This is a genomic window from Pseudomonas sp. CNPSo 3701 (assembly GCF_028674975.1).
In the GTDB taxonomy this organism is placed as follows: Bacteria; Pseudomonadota; Gammaproteobacteria; order Pseudomonadales; family Pseudomonadaceae; genus Aquipseudomonas; species Aquipseudomonas straminea.
The window spans coordinates 146746-165465 of the sequence record NZ_JAQZSI010000001.1 but is presented as its reverse complement, the minus strand read 5'-3'; the positions used below and the strand labels follow the sequence as shown (position 1 = coordinate 165465).

At 63.4% G+C, this 18720-nt stretch carries 17 protein-coding genes; 9 read left to right on the top strand and 8 right to left on the bottom strand.

The window, feature by feature from the left end; all coding sequences use genetic code 11:
- Positions 1–13 precede the first annotated feature (13 nt).
- The 5 genes from PVA39_RS00685 to glnT (PVA39_RS00665) all read right to left on the bottom strand — a co-directional run bounded on the left by PVA39_RS00685 (position 14) and on the right by glnT (PVA39_RS00665) (position 4917).
- Positions 14–349: a DMT family transporter gene (locus PVA39_RS00685; protein ID WP_274122371.1), complete on the bottom strand. Its 336-nt coding sequence runs from the start codon at positions 347–349 to the stop codon at positions 14–16.
- 221 nt (positions 350–570) lie between these two features.
- Complete coding sequence (locus PVA39_RS00680; RefSeq protein ID WP_274122370.1) at positions 571–1893, bottom strand: FMN-binding glutamate synthase family protein; 1323 nt, start codon at positions 1891–1893, stop codon at positions 571–573.
- A 14-nt stretch (positions 1894–1907) separates the two neighbouring features.
- On the bottom strand, positions 1908–2591 hold the full coding sequence (locus PVA39_RS00675) for a protein glxC (protein ID WP_274122369.1): 684 nt from the start codon (positions 2589–2591) through the stop codon (positions 1908–1910).
- A gap of 12 nt (positions 2592–2603) precedes the next feature.
- A complete protein-coding gene (locus tag PVA39_RS00670; protein ID WP_274122368.1) occupies positions 2604–3509 on the bottom strand; it encodes a class II glutamine amidotransferase in 906 nt (301 codons plus the stop codon).
- A 73-nt stretch (positions 3510–3582) separates the two neighbouring features.
- Positions 3583–4917, bottom strand: coding sequence for a type III glutamate--ammonia ligase (glnT, locus tag PVA39_RS00665; protein ID WP_274122367.1), 1335 nt, complete (start codon positions 4915–4917; stop codon positions 3583–3585).
- A gap of 243 nt (positions 4918–5160) precedes the next feature.
- Here glnT (PVA39_RS00665) and PVA39_RS00660 point away from each other — a divergent pair, with 243 nt between their 5' ends.
- From PVA39_RS00660 to cls, 9 genes are all read left to right on the top strand, one after another.
- A complete protein-coding gene (locus PVA39_RS00660) occupies positions 5161–5760 on the top strand; it encodes a helix-turn-helix domain-containing protein (protein ID WP_274122366.1) in 600 nt (199 codons plus the stop codon).
- A gap of 377 nt (positions 5761–6137) precedes the next feature.
- On the top strand, positions 6138–7004 hold the full coding sequence (gene purU / locus PVA39_RS00655; protein ID WP_274122365.1) for a formyltetrahydrofolate deformylase: 867 nt from the start codon (positions 6138–6140) through the stop codon (positions 7002–7004).
- Positions 7001–7879 (top strand): bifunctional methylenetetrahydrofolate dehydrogenase/methenyltetrahydrofolate cyclohydrolase FolD, encoded by an 879-nt coding sequence (gene folD, locus PVA39_RS00650; RefSeq protein ID WP_274122364.1) that lies wholly within the window; start codon positions 7001–7003, stop codon positions 7877–7879. The genes purU and folD overlap by 4 nt, the downstream gene beginning before the upstream one ends.
- A complete protein-coding gene (locus PVA39_RS00645; protein ID WP_274122363.1) occupies positions 7879–9120 on the top strand; it encodes an FAD-dependent oxidoreductase in 1242 nt (413 codons plus the stop codon). Before folD ends, PVA39_RS00645 begins: the two co-directional genes overlap by 1 nt.
- A 13-nt stretch (positions 9121–9133) precedes the next feature.
- Positions 9134–9430, top strand: a complete 297-nt coding sequence (locus PVA39_RS00640) for a sarcosine oxidase subunit delta (protein ID WP_274122362.1) — start codon at positions 9134–9136, stop codon at positions 9428–9430.
- The gene (locus PVA39_RS00635; protein WP_274122361.1) at positions 9427–12324 is read left to right on the top strand and encodes a 2Fe-2S iron-sulfur cluster-binding protein; all 2898 of its coding nucleotides are present in this window, start codon (positions 9427–9429) and stop codon (positions 12322–12324) included. Before PVA39_RS00640 ends, PVA39_RS00635 begins: the two co-directional genes overlap by 4 nt.
- Positions 12324–13001: a sarcosine oxidase subunit gamma gene (locus tag PVA39_RS00630; RefSeq protein ID WP_443200938.1), complete on the top strand. Its 678-nt coding sequence runs from the start codon at positions 12324–12326 to the stop codon at positions 12999–13001. The genes PVA39_RS00635 and PVA39_RS00630 overlap by 1 nt, the downstream gene beginning before the upstream one ends.
- A 21-nt stretch (positions 13002–13022) precedes the next feature.
- A complete protein-coding gene (locus PVA39_RS00625; protein WP_274122359.1) occupies positions 13023–13802 on the top strand; it encodes an IclR family transcriptional regulator in 780 nt (259 codons plus the stop codon).
- 91 nt (positions 13803–13893) lie between these two features.
- Complete coding sequence (gene cls / locus PVA39_RS00620) at positions 13894–15333, top strand: cardiolipin synthase (RefSeq protein ID WP_274122357.1); 1440 nt, start codon at positions 13894–13896, stop codon at positions 15331–15333.
- Positions 15334–15474: 141 nt separating this feature from the next.
- Here the strand turns inward: cls and PVA39_RS00615 are convergent, their stop codons facing one another.
- The 3 genes from PVA39_RS00615 to glnT (PVA39_RS00605) are packed head-to-tail and all read right to left on the bottom strand — an operon-like array spanning position 15475 to position 18597.
- Positions 15475–16077, bottom strand: a complete 603-nt coding sequence (locus PVA39_RS00615; protein WP_274122356.1) for a TetR family transcriptional regulator — start codon at positions 16075–16077, stop codon at positions 15475–15477.
- 56 nt (positions 16078–16133) lie between these two features.
- The gene (locus PVA39_RS00610; RefSeq protein ID WP_274122355.1) at positions 16134–17207 is read right to left on the bottom strand and encodes a putative urea ABC transporter substrate-binding protein; all 1074 of its coding nucleotides are present in this window, start codon (positions 17205–17207) and stop codon (positions 16134–16136) included.
- A gap of 31 nt (positions 17208–17238) precedes the next feature.
- Entirely contained in the window at positions 17239–18597 is a 1359-nt protein-coding gene (gene glnT / locus PVA39_RS00605; RefSeq protein WP_274122354.1) for a type III glutamate--ammonia ligase, read from the bottom strand.
- Between the last annotated feature and the right edge of the window lie 123 nt (positions 18598–18720).

Here is an 18720-nt window from a genome sequence, read left to right as displayed (position 1 = left end):
GTACGTAGGTAGGTCAGCCTGACGGGCTCAAGACCTTGAGCCCGGCCACACCGCCGATGATCAGCGCCAGGCAGACCAGCCGCGCCACGCCAGCCGGCTCGTTGAGGTAGGCGATACCGTAGATGGCCGTACCGACCGCGCCGATGCCGACCCATACGGCATAAGCAGTGCCGATTGGCAGGTAGCGGGCCGACAAGGTCAGCAGGTACAGACTCAGGACGATGAAGAAGAGGCAGTACAGGCTCGGCCAGAGCCGGGTGAAGCCCTGCGTGCGGGGAAGGGCGGAGGCGTACATCACTTCGCAGATGCCGGCGACAAGCAAGGTCATCCAGGCCCAGGATGCAGTCATTGGAACTCCTTGAAATACACGAAGCAGGCCGTGTGAAAACGTATCGAGCGAAGGTCAGGCAAGACAAAAATCAGCGAAAAAGCGCAGTTTACGAGGTGTAAATGAGCATTTTGATTGGACTCGCATCCGAGCTGGTTTTTAACGCAGCCTGGCCGAGCGCAGTAGTTTTCACACAGCCTGGAAGGCCTGCCTTCGCGCAGGAAGGCAGGCCTGATGGGTGATCAGTACTGCTGCCCGGGCACCCAATTGGTGCCGGCCAGCGGCACGCGAGCCATGGCGGCGGACTCGACGGTAAGCGCTACCAGGTCCTCAGGATCGAGGTTGTGCAGGTGGCTCTTGCCGCAGGCACGGGCCATGGTCTGCGCTTCCAGCACCAGCACCCGCAGGTAGTTGGCAAGGCGACGACCGCCTTCGACCGGATCGAGGCGTTTGGACAGCTCCGGGTCCTGTGTGGTGATACCGGCCGGGTCGCGGCCGTTCTGCCAGTCGTCGTAGTAGCCGGCGGCCGAGCCGATCTTCTTCAGCTCATCATCCAGACGCGGGTGGTTGTCGCCCAGGGCGATCAGCGCGGCGGTACCGATGGCCACCGCATCGGCGCCCAACGCCATGGCCTTGGCCACGTCCGCACCATTGCGGATACCGCCAGAGACGATCAGCTGCACCTTGCGGTGCATGCCCATTTCCTGCAGCGCCTGCACGGCCTGCGGGATGGCCGGCAGGATGGGAATGCCGACGTGCTCGATGAACACTTCCTGGGTTGCTGCGGTGCCGCCCTGCATGCCGTCGAGGACGATCACGTCGGCGCCAGCCTTCACCGCCAGCTTCACGTCGTAGTAAGGCCGGCTGGCGCCGATCTTCACGTAGATGGGTTTTTCCCAGTCGGTGATCTCGCGCAGCTCGGCGATCTTGATCGCCAGGTCGTCCGGGCCGGTCCAGTCAGGGTGGCGGCAGGCCGAGCGCTGATCGACGCCGATCGGCAGCGTACGCATGCCCGCGACGCGCTCGGTGACCTTCATGCCCAGCAGCATGCCGCCGCCGCCCGGCTTGGCGCCCTGGCCGAGAACGATCTCGATGGCGTCGGCCTTGCGCAGGTCATCCGGGTTCATGCCGTAGCGAGACGGCAGGTATTGATAGACCAGATGTTGCGACTGGCCGCGTTCTTCCGGGGTCATGCCGCCGTCGCCGGTGGTGGTGCTGGTGCCGGCGATGCTCGCCCCGCGGCCCAGAGCTTCCTTGGCGTTGGCCGACAGCGCGCCGAAGCTCATGCCGGCGATGGTCACCGGGATCTTCAGGTGCAGCGGCTTCTTGGCGAAGCGGTTGCCGAGGATCACGTCGGTGCCGCATTTCTCGCGGTAACCCTCCAGCGGGTAGCGCGACACGCTGGCGCCGAGCAGCAGCAGGTCGTCGAAGTGCGGCAGCTTGCGCTTGGTGCCGCCACCGCGGATGTCGTAGATACCGGTCTCGGCAGCGCGCTGGATTTCCTGGATGGCCAGGCGGTCGAAGGTGGCCGATTCGCGCAGCACGGGGGGTTGTTTGTCGCTCATGATGAGGCTCCTGATCAGTACGCGCTGGCGTTGTCGACTTTGAAGTTGTACAGCTGACGGGCCGAGCCGTAGCGTTTGAAATCGGCGGCGTTTTCCTTGAAGCCGGCGCGATTGAGCAGCGCTTGCAGCTCTTCGATGTGCTCGGGGCGCATCTCTTTCTCGATGCAGTCCGAACCCAGCGACTCGACGCTGCCTTTGACGAAGATCTTCGTCTCATAGAGCGAATCGCCCAGCGCATCACCGGCGTCGCCACACACCACCAGCCGGCCGGCCTGGCCCATGAAGCAGCTCATGTGACCGATGCTGCCGCCGACCACGATGTCGATGCCCTTCATGGAAATGCCGCAACGTGCGCCGGCATCGCCCTCGATGACCAGCAGGCCGCCATGGGCGGTGGCACCGGCGGCCTGGGAAGCGCTGCCTTTGACGCGCACATAGCCGCTCATCATGTTCTCGGCGCAGCCCACGCCGACGTTGCCGTGTACGGTGATCGAGGCTTTCTGGTTCATGCCCGCGCAGTAGTAGCCGGCATGCCCCTGGATATCGATGGACACCGCTTCGTTGACGCCGACGGCGAGGTTATGCGCGCCATTGGCGTGGGTGACCACCCACTCGCGATCCTGCACATTGTTGACCTGGTCATGCAGCGCCTGGTTGAGGTCACGCACGGTTGCTACGGATAGATCGATGGTTTTCATGCTGCGTGCTCCTTAGGCCGACTCGCGTTCCCAGATGTACATAGTGGCGGGAACCGGTTCCCAGACCTTGGCCTTGTCGATGCCTGGCAGGCTCGACAGCGCCTGGTATTCCGAGGCCATGGCGACGTAATCGTCGGTCTCGGCGAGGATCGCCGGCTTGCAGGCGATCGGGTCGCGAATCACCGCGAAACCGTTGCGGGTGCCGATGGCAAAGGTGAAGAAACCGTCCAGCGCTTCCAGCGAGCTATCCAGCGCCTGCTTCAGCGAGTCGCCCTGCTGCAGGCGCCAGGCCAGGTAACCGGCAGCGACCTCGGTGTCGTTCTCGGTCTCGAAGTGGATGCCTTCGCGGCGCAGCTCCTGACGCAGGCGGAAGTGGTTGGACAGCGAGCCGTTGTGCACCAGGCACAGATCGGCGCCGGTGGAGAACGGGTGGCTGCCTTCCATGGTCACCGCGCTTTCGGTGGCCATGCGGGTGTGGCCGATGATGTGGCTGCCCTTCATCGAGGCCAGGCCGAAGCGCTCGGAAATCTCCCGCGGCAAGCCCATGCCCTTGAGAATCTCGATGCTCTGCCCGGCACTCATGATGCGCACGCTCGGCGCCAGCTCGGTCAACACAGCGCGTACGGCGGCTTCTTCGGCCTTGATCTTGAGCACGATGGCGCTGGCGTTCTGGAACCAGTCCAGCTCGGCACCGAGCTTTTGCTTCACGGCGCTCACCAGGGCGGCGAAGTCGTAGCCCTCCGTGGTGGCCTGTAGGGTCAGCTTGACCCAGCCATGGGCGACTTCATCGCCATAGATGGCGAAGCCGGCGCTGTCCGGGCCGCGGTCGGTCATGGCTTCGAGCATCGGTTCGAACAGCTTGCCGAGCTGCGACTCCAGCTGCGGATTTTTCAGGTAAAGCCCCACGATTCCACACATAGCTAAAACTCCTGGGCAGAAGGCGCCCTACCCATGGGTGGGCGCCGGAAAACGGTTGAACGGAAGAGTCGGATCAGAAGAATTCGGTGTAGCGCTTGATCTCCCAGTCGGAGACGTGACGGCTGTACTCCACCCATTCCATGCGCTTGAGCTTGATGAACTCGCCAACAATCTCCTTGCCCATCACCTCGGCGAACAGCGGGTCGGCTTCCAGCGCGTCGCAGGCTTCCTTGAGCGACTGCGGCAGGGTCTTGATGCCTCGCGCGGCGATGGCATCGAGGCCGAGGGAATAGAGGTTCTCGTTGCAGATCTGCTCGGGCATCAGCTGGCGGTCGATGCCATCCAGGCCGGCGACGATGATCGCGGCGCTGACTAGGTAGGGATTGCAGCCGGCATCCGGCAGGCGGAATTCCAGGCGGCCATAGGGCACGCGCACCATCGCCGAGCGATTGTTGGCGCCAAAGGCGATGAACGCCGGCGCCCAGGTGGCCCCGGAGAGCGAGTTGCCGACCACCAGACGCTTGTAGGAGTTCACCGTCGGCGCGGCGAAGGCGCACAGCGCCGGGCCGTGGGCCAGCAGACCGGCGGCGAAGTGGTAGGCGAGCTTCGACAGGCCCATGCCGTTCTTGTCGCTGGCATCGAAGAACAGGTTCTTGCTCTCGGCGCTGGCGAGGGACAGGTGGAAGTGCATGCCGTTGCCGGCCCGTTTCGGATCCGGCTTGGGCATGAACGAGCAGATCATGCCCAGGTCGTTGGCGATCTCCCCGGCGGCCATGCGGAAGAAGGTGAAACGGTCTGCCGATTCCATGGCATCGCTGTAGGTGTAATTGATCTCGAACTGGCCGTTGGCGTCCTCGTGATCGATCTGGTAGATGTCGAAACCTACCGGCTGCAGCGCTTCGGTCAGCTTCTCCAGAAACTCCCGGGAGCGCGACAGGCCCTTGTAGTCGTAGCAGGGCTTATCAAGGTTATCGCTGGCATCCACTAGTTGCAGGCTGCCGCTTTCATCACGGCGCATCAGGTTGAATTCCGGCTCCAGGCCGGTGTTGAGCGTCCAGCCGCGCGCCTGCAGGCGCTCCACCTGCTGCTGCAGCACGTAGCGGCTGTCGTAGGGCCAGGGCTGGCCGTCGACATGACCGATACACACCACACGGCCGTAACCCGGCTGCCATGGCACGGGAATCAGGGTCGAGAGATCGCCCTTGGCCATGAAGTCGGGCCCGTGGGGCTCCATGCCCATGCCGCAGATGGCGAAACCCGCGAACCCGGCGCCGGCTTCCGCCACCGCTTCGAGGCCCGAAACCGGTACCGACTTGGTCTTGGCCGAGCCATGGATATCCACGAACTGGGCCAGTACATACTTGATCCCGTGCTTTTCGATGACCCGCTGGGTTTCGCTTGGCAACATCACGTGTCTCCTGTCGACTCGCCGATTATTCCAATTAGGAAATTAAATTTCCCAATAAGAATGCAATCAGCTTGCCAATCTGCAAACCCGCCCTACCAGCCTCGCAAAACCCAGGTTTTCTCCTCTATGAAGAGGAAAAATGCTTTCATAGCAGGAATTTTCTGGCCCCAGCCTGCACCATTGCGACGCAATCGAGCTCATTCATGGTGCGAACTTAATATTCATGAATAGAAACTTTCCCGTATGAGTGAAATTAAAGACGCCGCCCCTCGTTTGAAACTGGAGCAGTACCTGGGCATGCAGATCCGCCGCCAGCGTCTGGCCCAGGAACTGAAGATCGCCGAGGTCGCCCGCATCGCCGGTATCAGCCAGGGCATGCTCAGCAAGATCGAGAATGCCCAGGTATCCACCAGCCTCGAGACCCTCAGCCGCCTGTGCGACGTGCTGGGCATGCCAATGTCCAAGCTGTTCAGCCAGTACGACCAGCAAGGCAGCGGGGCGCTGCTGGTGAAAGCCGGTGAAGGCCTGGAGGTGGTGCGCCGCGGCACCGAGAAAGGCCACACCTATCACCTGCTGAATCATACCCGCGGGCCGAAAAAGAGCTTCGAGGCTTATATGGTCAGCATGGACGATGCCAGCGAGGAGTTTCCGACTTTCTCTCATCCGGGCACCGAATTCCTGCACCTGCTCGAAGGCGAACTGGTCTACCGCCACGGCAACCAGCTCTACGCCATGCAGGCCGGCGACAGCCTGACCTTCGACGCCGAAGTCCCCCACGGCCCGGAACAGCTGATCCAGGTACCGATCCGCCTGCTGTCGATCATGAATTACGGCAAGGAATAACAACGCCGCCTCGCCCGAAAGCTGCCAACGCGAGTCACGCCTCAACGCGCCGACTCGCACTCCCTTCTATATCTCCCTTTCGCACCACCTGCCCCCGTACGCTTTTGCCTGCCGTGCGCCTGCTCGGCACGACTTCTGCTGCCTGACATCAAGCAACCGGCCACGGTAATTCGGCTTGAAAGCATCACTGGAACAGCGACCCACATAGTTTCCTGTAGAGATAAATAAATTCTCTACAGGCATGGACACGAACAACCTGTTCGCTTATAAAAATCACCACCGAGAAAATTAGATTCGCCGTACGAAAATATATTCACAGGCGAACCACGCATTCACCCATCAAGAATTCCTGCCGCCGACCTTTCCGAGGATCCGCCATGCAGCACGCCCAGAACCAGTACGTGATCAAGATCAGTTGCCCGGCCACGTCGGGCATCGTCGCCGCGGTGGCGTCGTTTCTTGCCGAGCATCAGTGCTACATCAGCGAGATGTCGCAGTTCGACGACGAAATCAGCAGCACCTTCTTCATGCGCGCGGTGTTCCGCTTCAATACGGGCGTGACCGATGACCTGGCGAAGATCGAAGAAGGCTTCGCCGCGGTGGCGGGCGCCTTCGACATGACCTGGGGTCTGTACAGCACCAGCAAGCCGATGCGCGTGCTGTTGATGGTCAGCAAGTTCGACCACTGCCTGGCCGACCTGCTGTACCGCCACCAGAAGGGCGAGCTGAACATGGAGATCACCGCCATCGTCTCCAACCACCTCGACCTGCGCCCCATGGCCGAGCGCGAGGGCATCCGTTTCGTTTACTTGCCGGTGACCAAGGAGAGCAAGACCGCTCAGGAAGCCGAGCTGATGAAGATCGTCGATGAAACCGGCACCGAGTTGGTGGTGCTGGCGCGCTACATGCAGATCCTTTCCAACAACCTGTGCAAGCAGCTGGCGGGCCGGGCGATCAATATCCATCACTCCTTCCTGCCCGGTTTCAAGGGTGCCAAGCCTTACCACCAGGCGTTCGAACGCGGCGTGAAGCTGATCGGCGCCACCGCCCACTACGTCACGTCGGACCTCGACGAGGGGCCGATCATCGAGCAGGAAGTGCAGCGCGTGGACCACGCCCTCAAGCCTGACGACCTGGTCGCCATTGGCCGCGATACCGAAACCGTGGCGCTGTCGCGGGCGGTCAAATACCACACCGAGCACCGGGTTTTTCTCAACGGCGACCGTACGGTGATCTTCCGATGAGCACGCTGATCGACGGCAAGGCAGCGGCCGCCCGCGTACTCGCCGAGGTGAAGGCCGATGTCGCGCAGCTGCATGCCCAGGGCCTCGAACCGGCACTGGCCGTTGTGCTGGTGGGTGACGACCCGGCCAGCCACGTGTACGTGCGCAACAAGGTGCTGCGTGCCGGTGAAGTAGGCATCCGCTCGCTCGAATATCGCCTGGCGGCCGAAGCCAGTGCCGCTGAGGTGCTGGAAGTGGTCGCCGCGCTGAATGCCAACCCGGCCGTACACGGCATCCTGGTGCAGCTGCCGCTGCCGGAACACATCGACGAAGTGCGCGTGCTTGAGGCCATCGACCCCGCCAAGGATGTCGACGGCTTTCATAGCGAGAACGTCGGCGGCCTCAGCCAGGGCCGCAAGGTGCTGACGCCCTGCACACCAGCCGGCTGCATGCGCCTGCTGCGTGACACCCTGGGCGATCTTTCCGGCAAGCACGCCGTGATCGTCGGCCGTTCGAACATCGTCGGCAAACCGATGGCAGCGCTGCTGCTGGCGGCCAACTGCAGCGTCAGCGTGCTGCATTCACGCAGCGTCGAGCCGCAGAAGCTGTGCCGCCAGGCCGACATCGTGATCGCCGCTGTCGGCCGCCCGCGAATGATCGACGCGGGCTGGATAAAACCCGGTGCGGTGGTGATCGACGTCGGCATCAACCGTATCGACGAAGACGGCAGAAGCCGCCTGGTCGGCGATGTGGACTTCGCCGCCGTACAACCGCTGGCCGCTGCCATCACCCCGGTGCCCGGCGGCGTCGGCCCGATGACCATCGCCCTGCTGATGCACAACACCGTACTCGCCGCCCGCCAGCAGAGCGGGCAGGCCATTCAGGAGGCTCGCTGATGCCTTTCTCGCTGCTCAAATACGGCCTGTCGTCGGAGTACCCGGTCGAGGTCGACCTGCCCGCCCCCAAGGAGCTGAAAGCCTCCTATGACGTGGTGATCATTGGCGCTGGCGGCCATGGCCTGGCCACCGCCTACTACCTGGCCCGGTACCACGGCATCAGCAACATCGCCGTGCTGGAAAAGGGCTACCTGGGCGGCGGCAACACCGCGCGCAACACGGCGGTGATCCGCTCCAACTACCTGACCAGCGAAGGCGTGAAGTTCTATATCGAATCGGTGCGGATGTTCGAGAACCTCTCCAACGAGTTCGACTTCAACATCATGTATTCGCACCGTGGCCAGCTCACCCTGGCCCATACCGACGCCACCGTGCGCGCCTTCCGCCAGCGCGCGGAAGTGAACAAGCACTTTGGCGGGCGCACCGAGATGATCGACCGCCAGCAGATCCGCGAACTGGTGCCGAGCCTCAACCTCGACCCCGGCCATATCCCGGTGCTGGCCGGCCTCTGGCACATCGACGGCGGCACCGCTCGCCACGATGCCGTGGCCTGGGGCTACGCCAAGCAGGCGGCCAAACGCGGCGTGGAAATCCACCAACTGACCGAAGTGCAGGATTTCGTCGTCGAGGGCGGCCGCATCCGCGCCGTGAAGACCAACCGCGGCACCATCCGCTGCGGCTGCGTGGTGCAGGCGGTGGCGGGCACCAGCTCGCTGCTGATGAACAAACTGAAGATCAAGGCGCCGATCCACACCTACCCGTTGCAGGCGATGGTCACCCAACCGTTCAAGCCATTCCTCGACCCGCTGGTGAGCTCCAGTGCCCTGCATTGCTACGTGCAGCAGACCAGCCGCGGCGAAATCGTGTTTGGCGGCGGTTCCGACCCCTACCCGCTGTACAACACCCGCTCGACCCTGGACCTCAAGGAAAGCCTGCTGGCCTCGGCCGTCGAGATGTTCCCGTTCATGGCCAACGCCAAGCTGATGCGCCAGTGGGCCGGCATCACCGACATGACGCCCGACTACAGCCCGATCATGGGCCTGTCGCCGATCGAGGGTTACTACCTCGACGCCGGCTGGGGCACCTGGGGCTTCAAGGCCACGCCGATCTGCGGCAAGACCATGGCCGAGCTGGTCGCGAGCGGCGGCAAGGTGCCGGAGCTGATCGCACCGTTCGGCCTGGATCGCTTCAGCCGCTTCCAGCAGGTCAACGAAATGGGCGCCACGGCGGCCAGCCACTGACGGGTTACAGCCAATGAAGATCATGACTTGCCCGCTCAACGGGCCGCGCAACATCAGCGAATTCACCTACGGTGGCGAGCTCAAGCACATGCCCGACCCGGCCACCTGCAGCGTCGCCGAATGGGCCGACTACGTGTTCAACAGCGAGAACCTGCTCGGCGTGGTCACCGAATGGTGGATGCACACGCCGTCGAGCTACTGGTTCCTGGCCGAGCGCCACACCGGCAGTGACGAGATCCTGCGCACCTTCGACCCTCGTGAACTGTTCGACCAGCGCGTCGATTTCGCCGCACCGGAGGCCGCCCAATGAACCGCCTGCCCGCTCCCATGGGGCTGTTGATCGACCGCAACAAACCGCTGACCTTCAGCTTCGATGGCAACACCTGCCAGGGTTTCGCCGGCGACACCGTCGCCAGCGCCCTGGCCGCCGACGGCCGCTGGCTGCTGTCGCGCTCGTTCAAGTACCACCGCCCGCGTGGCCCGCTGACCATGGCCGGCCAGGACGCCAACACCCTGGTGCAACTGCCGCACGAGCCCAACGTGCTGGCGGACGAATACCCGCTGGCGGCGGGCATCGCCGTGACGCCGCAGAACGTCAATGGCAGCCTGGACAAGGATCGCGACGCGATTCTCGGCAAATTCTCCAAGTTCATGCCGGTGGGCTTCTACTACCGCGCCTTCTACAAGCCCAAAGGCATGTGGAAACGCTGGGAGCCGTTGATCCGCAAGAAAGCCGGCCTCGGCGTGCTCGACCTGAAGTTCGAGCCGACCTACCACGACAAGGCCTACCTGTTCTGCGACCTGGCGGTGATCGGTTCCGGCCCAGCCGGCCTGTCCGCAGCACTGCACGCCGCCAATGGCGGAGCCAAGGTGCTGCTGATCGAACAGAACCCGGTGCTCGGCGGCTCGCTGACCTACGCCCGTTTCGGCCTCGACGCCAACGCTGCCATGGGCCTGCGTGAAGAGCTGGTCAGTGCGGTGCAGGGCCATGCCAATATCCGCGTACTCGATTCGGCGATCTGCAACGCCTGGTTCGCCGACAACTACCTGCCGGTGATCCAGGGCAATCGGCTGTACAAGGTACGCGCCAGGCAGTGCATCGTCGCCAGCGGCTCTTTCGACCAGCCGGTGGTCTTCCGCAACAACGACCTGCCCGGCGTGATGCTGACCAGCGCCGCCCAGCGGCTGATGCGCCTGTACGCGGTGAAACCGGGCAAGCGCGCGGTGGTCCTGACCGGCAACGACGACGGCTACCTGGCCGCGCTCGATCTGTTCGAGGCTGGTGTGGAGGTGGCCGCGGTGGTCGACATGCGCGAGCGCAGCGACACCCCCGGCCTGATCACGGCCGTGCAAGCCAAAGGCATTCCCTGCCACGTCGGCCATACCATCTATGAAGCGTTCGCCGGCAAACACGCCCAGCACATCAGCGCGGTCGACGTCCGGCGTATCAGTGCTCAAGGCAAGGTCGCCGAGGCCAGCACTCGGATCGACTGCGACCTGCTGTGCATGTCCGCCGGGTACATGCCCGTGTATCAGCTGCTTTGCCAGGCCGGCGGCAGCCTGCGCTACGCCGACGAACACGCGGCATTCTCGATCCACAACCTGCCGAAGATCCTGCGCGTGGCCGGTTCGGTGAATGGCCGCCACGATCTGCAGCGCGTCCTGGCCGATGGTCAGCGGGCAGCCAACGAAGCCCTCGCCGACCTCGGCCTGCAGGTCACGGCGGTAACCGGCGCGGACAAGGACGACAGCCAGGTCAACTTCCCCTGGCCGATCTTCGCCCACCCTCAAGGCAAGGAATTCGTCGACTTCGACGAAGACCTGCAGATCCGGGACATCGTCAACGCCACCCGCCATGGCTACCGCGACGTACAGCTGGTCAAGCGCTTCTCCACCGTCGGCATGGGGCCGTCGCAAGGCCGCCACTCGGCGCTGCCCACGGCGCGCCTGGTGGCCGATGCCACTGGCCGCAGCGTCAGCGAAACCGGGGTGACCACGGCCCGCCCACCGTTCTCGGCGGAAAAACTGGCGCACATCGCCGGGCGCGGCTTCGACCCCTATCGGCAGACCGCCATGCACCAGCGCCACGTCGAGCTCGGTGCCAAGCTGATGCCCGCAGGCGTGTGGCAGCGCCCGGCCTTCTACGGCAAGGCCGAAGACCGTGAAGCCTGCATGCAGGCAGAAGCCCGCCATGTGCGCGAAAAGGTCGGCCTGATCGATGTTTCCACCCTGGGCGGCCTGGATGTGCGCGGCCCGGATGCCGCCGAGCTGCTGGAGCGCCTTTACACCTTCGGTTTCAAGAAGCTTGCCATCGGCCGTACCCGCTACGCGCTGATGACCGCCGAGGATGGCGTGGTGATCGACGACGGCGTGGCCTGCCGCCTGGGCGAGCAGCACTTCTACGTATCGGCGACCACCAGCGGCGTGGATCGCGTTTACCGCAGCATGCTCAAGTGGAATGCGCAGTGGCGCCTGAACGTCGACATCGCCAACGTCAGCGCCGCCTTCGCCGCGGTCAACCTGGCCGGCCCGCTGTCGCGCCAGGTACTGGAAAAGGTTTGCAGCGATGTCGACCTGTCATCCGAGGGTTTCCCCTATCTCGGCGTACGTGAGGGCAAGGTCGCCGGAGTACCGGCGCGGCTGCTGCGCGTTGGTTTCGTCGGTGAGCTGGGATACGAAATCCACGTGCCGGCGCGCTTCGGCGAGCACCTCTGGGATGCGCTGATGGCCGCCGGCGCAGCTTTCGACATCCGCCCGTTCGGGGTGGAAACCCAGCGCCTGCTGCGCCTGGAAAAGGGCCACGTGATCATTAGCCAGGACACCGATGGCATGACCCACCCCGCCGAAATCGACATGGGCTGGGCCATTGGCCGCAAGAAGCCGTTCTTCGTCGGCAAGCGCACCATCGAAATCCTCGAGGCGCAGCCGCTCAAGCGCAAGTTGGTGGGCTTCACCCTGCCCAAGGGCAGCGCCAAACCGCTGGAAGGCCATCTGGTGCTCAAGGGCGCGGACATCAGCGGCAACGTCACCTCGTGCGAATACTCCGAGACCGTCGGCGCGATCATCGGCATGGCCTACGCCGCCGCCGACCAGGCCACACCCGGCATGCAGATCCCGATTCGCGTGGAAGGCGGCGAAATTGTCCAGGCCACCGTGGTGCAATTGCCCTTCTTCGACCCTGAAAGTAAACGCCAGGAGCTGTGATCATGAACCTGACTATTCGCGACCACGCTGAACGCAGCCCCATTCATGACCTGCACAGCCATGCACCGCTGACCCTGCTGGGCGACCGGCTGTTCGTCGCCGGTTCCGCAGGCGAAGGCGAGCAATTGCAACGCTGCGCGCTGATCGACCTGAGCAACCTGCCGCGGGTCGGTTTTCGCGGCACCGACAGCGCGGCCTATCTGCAGAGCAAGGGTTATCAACTGCCGGACAGGCCCAACCAGGCCTGCCTGCAAGGCAGTGGCGAGCAGGTGCTGCGGCTATCGCAGACCGAGTATTTCGTGCTCGGCAGCCTGACCGACGGCGGCGCCCGCATCGCCGCTGACGAGGCGGGCTGGCATTACGACGAGCGACAGGCCAATTACCTGCTGCCCCGCCAGGACAGCCACGCCTGGCTGGCCGTGACCGGCGCGCACCTGCCGGAACTGTTCGCCAAGCTCTGTGGCGTCGACCTGCGCGCCGACACCTTCCCGGTCGGTGCCGTGGTACAGACCTCGGTGGCGCGCCTGAATGCCATCGTGGTCAATGCCGGCACAGCGGCGTTGCCGGTCTTTCATCTGCTGTGTGATCGCGCGTCCGCGCATTACCTGTGGGGCGCCCTGCTGGACGCCATGGACGAGTTCGGCGGCAAACCGGCCGGCATCGAGGCGCTGAGTTAACGCCGATGATCGAGATTCGCCATGGCCGCCGATAAAGAAGAACTGACCGACTACCGCGTTCCCGCGCTGCAACGCGGGCTCGCCATTGTGCAGATGTTCACGGCCAGCCAGCGCAACCTGAGCAGCAACCAGATCGCCGAGCGCCTGGGCGTCAGCGTCTCGGCCATTTACCGAATTCTGGTCACCCTCACCAACATGGGCTACCTGAGCAAACTGGGCACCAACAATTACGAACTGGGCCCGCAGGTGCTCTGCGACGGCTTCGCCTACCTGGCCAGCCGTGACCTGGTGGATATCGCCATGCCCCACCTCAATACCCTGCGCGACCGCACCTCGATGTCCTGTCACCTGGGCATCCGCGAACATACCGAGGTGCTTTACCTGTACCGGGCATTCGCGGCGCAGCGGCTATCGGTGAATGTGCCCATCGGCACGCGTTTGCCGTGTCACATCACCGCACTCGGCCGCGTGCTGCTCTGCGAGCTGGAAGAAAGCGCGCTGACCGCGCTCTATGCCCATGTTCGCCTGGATGGCTACCCGGCGCCCGCGCCCAAGACGCTGCCTGAGCTGCTGCGCATGAGCAGCGAAGATCGCGCACGCGGGTTCGTTCTGCATCGCTCGGACTACTCCACCGCCATCGCCGCCCCGGTGCGTGATCACAGTGGGCGGATCGTCGCCGCCATCAACCTGTCCGGCCCTGATGCAGTGATGGATGACGACGCCAACCGGCAGGCATTGCACGAAAGCCTGCTGGCCAGCGCCGCGCAGATCTCCCGCAGCGCCGGCTACCGCACCGCCTGACAGCACGTTTCACGTGGAACGCCGATTTCTATCGGTGACGTCCCATCGATAGCGTGGTCTATGCTGCACGGCAGCCATCAAGCGAACGACCATGGAATTCGGCATCCAGCATTTTTTCGGCTATCTGATCGCAGCGATTCACGCCCTCGGTGCGCTGGCCGCCGTGCACGCGATCCTCACCGTGCGCACCGCCCAGGGCGCCATCGCCTGGGCACTGTCGCTGTTCTTCATGCCTTACCTGACGCTGCTGCCCTACGTGATCTTCGGGCGCAGCCGCTTCTACGCCTATATCGAGGCGCGCCGGGTGGTCGACAAGCAGATGCACAAGGCCATGGCTTCGCTGGACTGGCGGCCCTGGGTGCAGGAAGCCATCGCCGCCGGCGAGTCGGAAGCCTACGGCCAGCTGCGCGCGCTGCCACGCCTGGGGCGCATGCCGTGCCTGGCAGGCAACCAGGTCAGCCTGCTGGTCAACGGCAAGGCGACCTTCGAGGCGATCCTCCAGGCGATTGCCGACGCGCATCAGGTCATCCATATCCAGTTCTTTATCGTCCATGACGACAAGCTTGGCCGTCGCCTGCAGGAGGCCCTGCTCGAGCGCGCTGCCGCTGGTGTACAGGTCTACTTTCTCTACGACGCGGTGGGCAGCCACGCCCTGCCGCGCCACTACATCAAGCGCCTGCGCGATGGCGGCGTACACATGCATGCCTTTCCCACCGGCGGCGGCGTGCTCAATCGCTTTCAGCTGAATTTCCGCAACCACCGCAAGATCGTGGTGGTCGACGGCGAGCGCGGTTTCCTCGGTGGGCACAACGTCGGCGACGAATACCTGGGCGAAAAACCGCGCCTGTCGCCGTGGCGCGATACACACGTCGAAGTGCATGGCCCGGCGGTGGCCTGCCTGCAGGAATCCTTCGCCGAAGACTGGTTCTGGGCGACCCGCAAACTGCCGCCGCTGCTGTTGCCCGAGCGTTACCCGGACGAAGGCATGCTCTGCCAGGTGGTCACCAGCGGCCCGGCTGATGCCCAGGAAACCTGCTCGTTGCTGTTCGTGGAAATGCTCAACGCCGCCCGCGAGCGCATCTGGCTGACCAGCCCCTACTTCATCCCCGACGAGGCGCTGTTCGCCGCCCTGCGCCTGGCCGTGCTGCGCGGCGTGGACGTGCGCATCCTGCTGCCTTCGCGCCCCGACCACCGCATCGTCTACGCCGCCTCCAATCTGTTCGCCCTGGAAGCCCTGCGCGCCGGCGTGCGGATCTTCCGCTACAAGCCGGGCTTCCTGCACCAGAAGGTCGCGTTGATCGATGGCGACATCGGCGTGGTCGGCAGCGCCAACCTGGACAACCGTTCCTTCCGCCTCAACTTCGAAATCACCCTGGTCACCGTCGACGCCGAATTTGCCCGCCAGGTCGAAGCGATGCTGCTGGAAGACTTCAGCCAGTCCCGCGAACTGATCGGCGCCGACCGCCGCGAGGTGCATCGCCTGCAGCAATTGGGCATGCGCGTGGCGCGGCTGATTTCGCCGATTCTCTGAGCGCCTGTTCAAACGAAGCGGCAGGAACACTGCCGTGCCGCGAATCAGGGCTGCGTTTACTTGAAAACTTCGCCCCCAAGGGCTGGGTTCCTGCGAAAGACCGTTTTGAGCGGTCTGGGTATGGCAGCTTTCAGCGCTGTCCTAGCGCAGCAATTTTAGAAGCCGAGCACTGAAGAGTTCGGCGTTCTTTTTCAGGCTGAACAGCTTAGGGTCCAACAGCCAGGTGTGGGTGACCCCCATCAGCGATGTGTAGAGCAAGGTCGCGCTTTGTTCGCTGTCCTGCTCAGGCAACTCGCCCAGGCGCTTACCCTCGTCGATCAGTTGGGTCAGGCTGCGTACGATCAGCCGTGTGAGTTTGCGCTCCCGGCGTACCGTGCCGGCCATTTCGGCGGTCAGCTCGGTTTTGTTCAGCAGAATTTCGAAGGACTGACGGTGCCAGGGATTTTCCAGCAGGAGGCTGAACCAGTGCTGACAGAGATATTCGATGGCCCTTAGCGGTGTCTCCTGCCGCGCCATGCTCTGTTCCACCAGTTGCTCCAGCGGTTCCTGAGAATAGTGCAGGACGGCGCTGTAGAGCTCGTCCTTGTTCTTGAAGTGCCAGTAGATGGGGCCTCGGCTGAAGCCTGCCGCGCTGGCGATCATCGCCAGTGTCGTGTGGGAGTAGCCGTGTTTACTAAAAAGCTCCAGCGCTGCTTCGATGACTTTCACGCGGGTTTTTTCGGCGTCTTCTTTGGTTCTGCGCATGCGGGTCTTCAGTCGGCGATGGTGGCCGGCGAGGCATCTACGTCGCCGGCCTGACGTTAGAGCTTGCCGTCGTTGGCCATCTGCATATAGGTAGTGTCGAAGCGCAGTTTGACGTTATCGGCATCACCCAGCAACTTGCCCTTGGGCATGGCAATGCCGATGAAGTCCGCGTTTGCAGCGTTTTCCCCAAGCAAACCATGGGCAAAGGAGAACTGGCGTACGCTATCCATGGCGCTGAATGCCTCCGGGCTTTCGATGAAGGCCAGCGAGTCCTTGGGCGTCCAGAACATCTTCATGCCCTTGAGCTGTGACTCGTAGCCGGCCTGATCGGTGCCCGACGCCTTGCCGAGAAAGGCCCGGGCCTTGGCCCCCTCCTCGGTATCACTGGCGATGATGCCCATGACCTCGTACCAGGCGCCGACCACCGCCTTGCCAAAGGCCGGGTTGTCGGCCAGCGTCCTGGTATTGGTCAGGGTCAGGTCCTTGATGTGGCCGGGGATCTGACTGGAGTCGAAGACTCTGTGGCTGCCTGGGGTGGCGGCCACTTCATCGAGCAGCGGGTTCCAGGTCACCACGTTGCGCACATCCTTGCTGGCGAACGCGCCAACGATGTCGGCATCCGAGGTATTGACCACCTCTACATCACGCTCGCTGAGGCCGACACTGTCCAGCGCATGAGCCAGCAGGTAATGGGAGACGGAGAGCTCGACCAGGTTGACCTTCTGCCCCTTGAGGGTTTTCAGGTCGGCGCTGTCCTTCATCACCATGCCATCGTTGCCATTGGAGTAGTCGCCGACAATCAGCGCCGTGCTGTCGACGCCACCGGCGGCGGGAATCGACAGCGCGTCCATGCTGGTCAGTACCACGGCGTCGAACTGCCCGGCCGTGAACTGGTTGATCGATTCGACGTAGTCGTTGATCTGGGTGATTTTCACCTCGATCCCGTACTTGTCGGCCCACTTCTTCATGATTCCCGACTCGTCGGCGTACTTCCACGGCATCCAGCCGGCGTAGATGGTCCAGGCCAGGTTGAACTGCTGCTTCGTCTCGGCATGGGCAGCCATCGGCAGCAAGCTCGCGCAGGCCAGACTGGTGGCGCAGATCAGGGTTTTCAGCGTCTTGAACGGCATGGGATGACTCCTTGTGCAATCGGAAAATGCATCAGAAGAATTTCAGGTAACGCTGGATTTCCCAGTCGGAAACGTGGGTGTGGTAGGCATTCCATTCGTCACGTTTGAAGTCGACGAAGGCCTGGAACAGGCTGTCGCCGAAGACTTCGCGGCTTAGCGGGTCTTTCTCGAAGGCATCGATGGCTTCGCTCAAGGTGCGCGGCAGGCATTCGATGTCCATCTCGGCGACCTGTTTTTCGTTGTAGTTGTACATGTTCTCGCGGTGCGGCAGGCCTGGTTCCAGCTGCTCGCGCACGCCTTCCAGGCCGGCAGCGAGAATCATCGCGGCGCCCAGGTAGGGGTTGCTGGCGATGTCGGCGGCGCGACATTCCACCCGACCGCCCTGGGAAGGAATGCGCAGCATGTTGGTGCGGTTGTTGTTGCCGTAGCAGACGAATACCGGCGCCCAGGTGGAGCCGGACATGCTGCCCTTGCGCACCAGGCGTTTGTAACTGTTGACGGTCGGCGCGATCACCGCGCAGATGGCCTGGGCATGCTTGAGCACGCCAGCGATGAAGTGGTAGCCGAGCTTGCTCACGCCGCAGTCGTGCAGGTCGTCGCCGTCAGGCTCGAACAGGTTGCGCCCGGTCTCGCGGTCGGCCAGCGACATGTTGTAGTGCGCGCCACTGCCGGTGCGCTTGGCCGATGGTTTGGGCATGAAGCTGGCGAAAGCTCCGTGCTTGCGGGCGATTTCGTTGGCCAGCATGCGGAAGAACACGAAGCGGTCGGCCATGGTCAGCGCGTCGGCGTATTTGAAGTCGGTCTCGAACTGGCCATTGGCGTCTTCGTGGTCGAAGGAGTAGACATCCATGCCGATGTCGTTCAGCGCCTCGACCAGTTCGCCAACGATGTGCAGGTTGTCCATCAGCCCACGCGGGTCGTAGCAGGGCTTGGCCAGATCGTCACGGGCGCTGATCGGCTCGAAGCCGCCATCGGCGCTGTCCTTGTAGATGAAGAATTCGGTTTCGATGCCCAGGTTGAACGTGTAACCCATGGCGGCGGCGGCATCGACCTGGCGCTTCAGTGCACCGCGCGAGCAGGCGGCGAAAGGTTTTCCATCCAGGTAAAGGTCGCTGGCGAACCAGGCCAGGTCCTTGTTCCAGGCGCACTGGATGGCGCTGGCCGGATCGGGCATGGCGGCCACTTCGTTGTCGCTGATGTCCTGTGGCACGCCGTCCAGCGCGGCGCCGGTGTAAAGCTCGGAGCCTTCGAGCATTTGCCCAAGGTGCGACAGAGGCACGAATTTGCCTTTGATCACGCCATGGATATCGACATAGCTGGCCATGGCGTACTTGACGCCTTTGGCTTGCAGGTTGTGTTTCAGGTTCTCGGCAGCAGGGCTGTGACTCATGACGTGAGCTCTCCAGTGAATAGTTCGTAGCGCATGGCGCGCTGGCACGAATCGTTCATTCAACATACATGCCAGCGTGTATATAAATTAATGAACGTCACGGCCGCTGCTGTGCACGTCAGG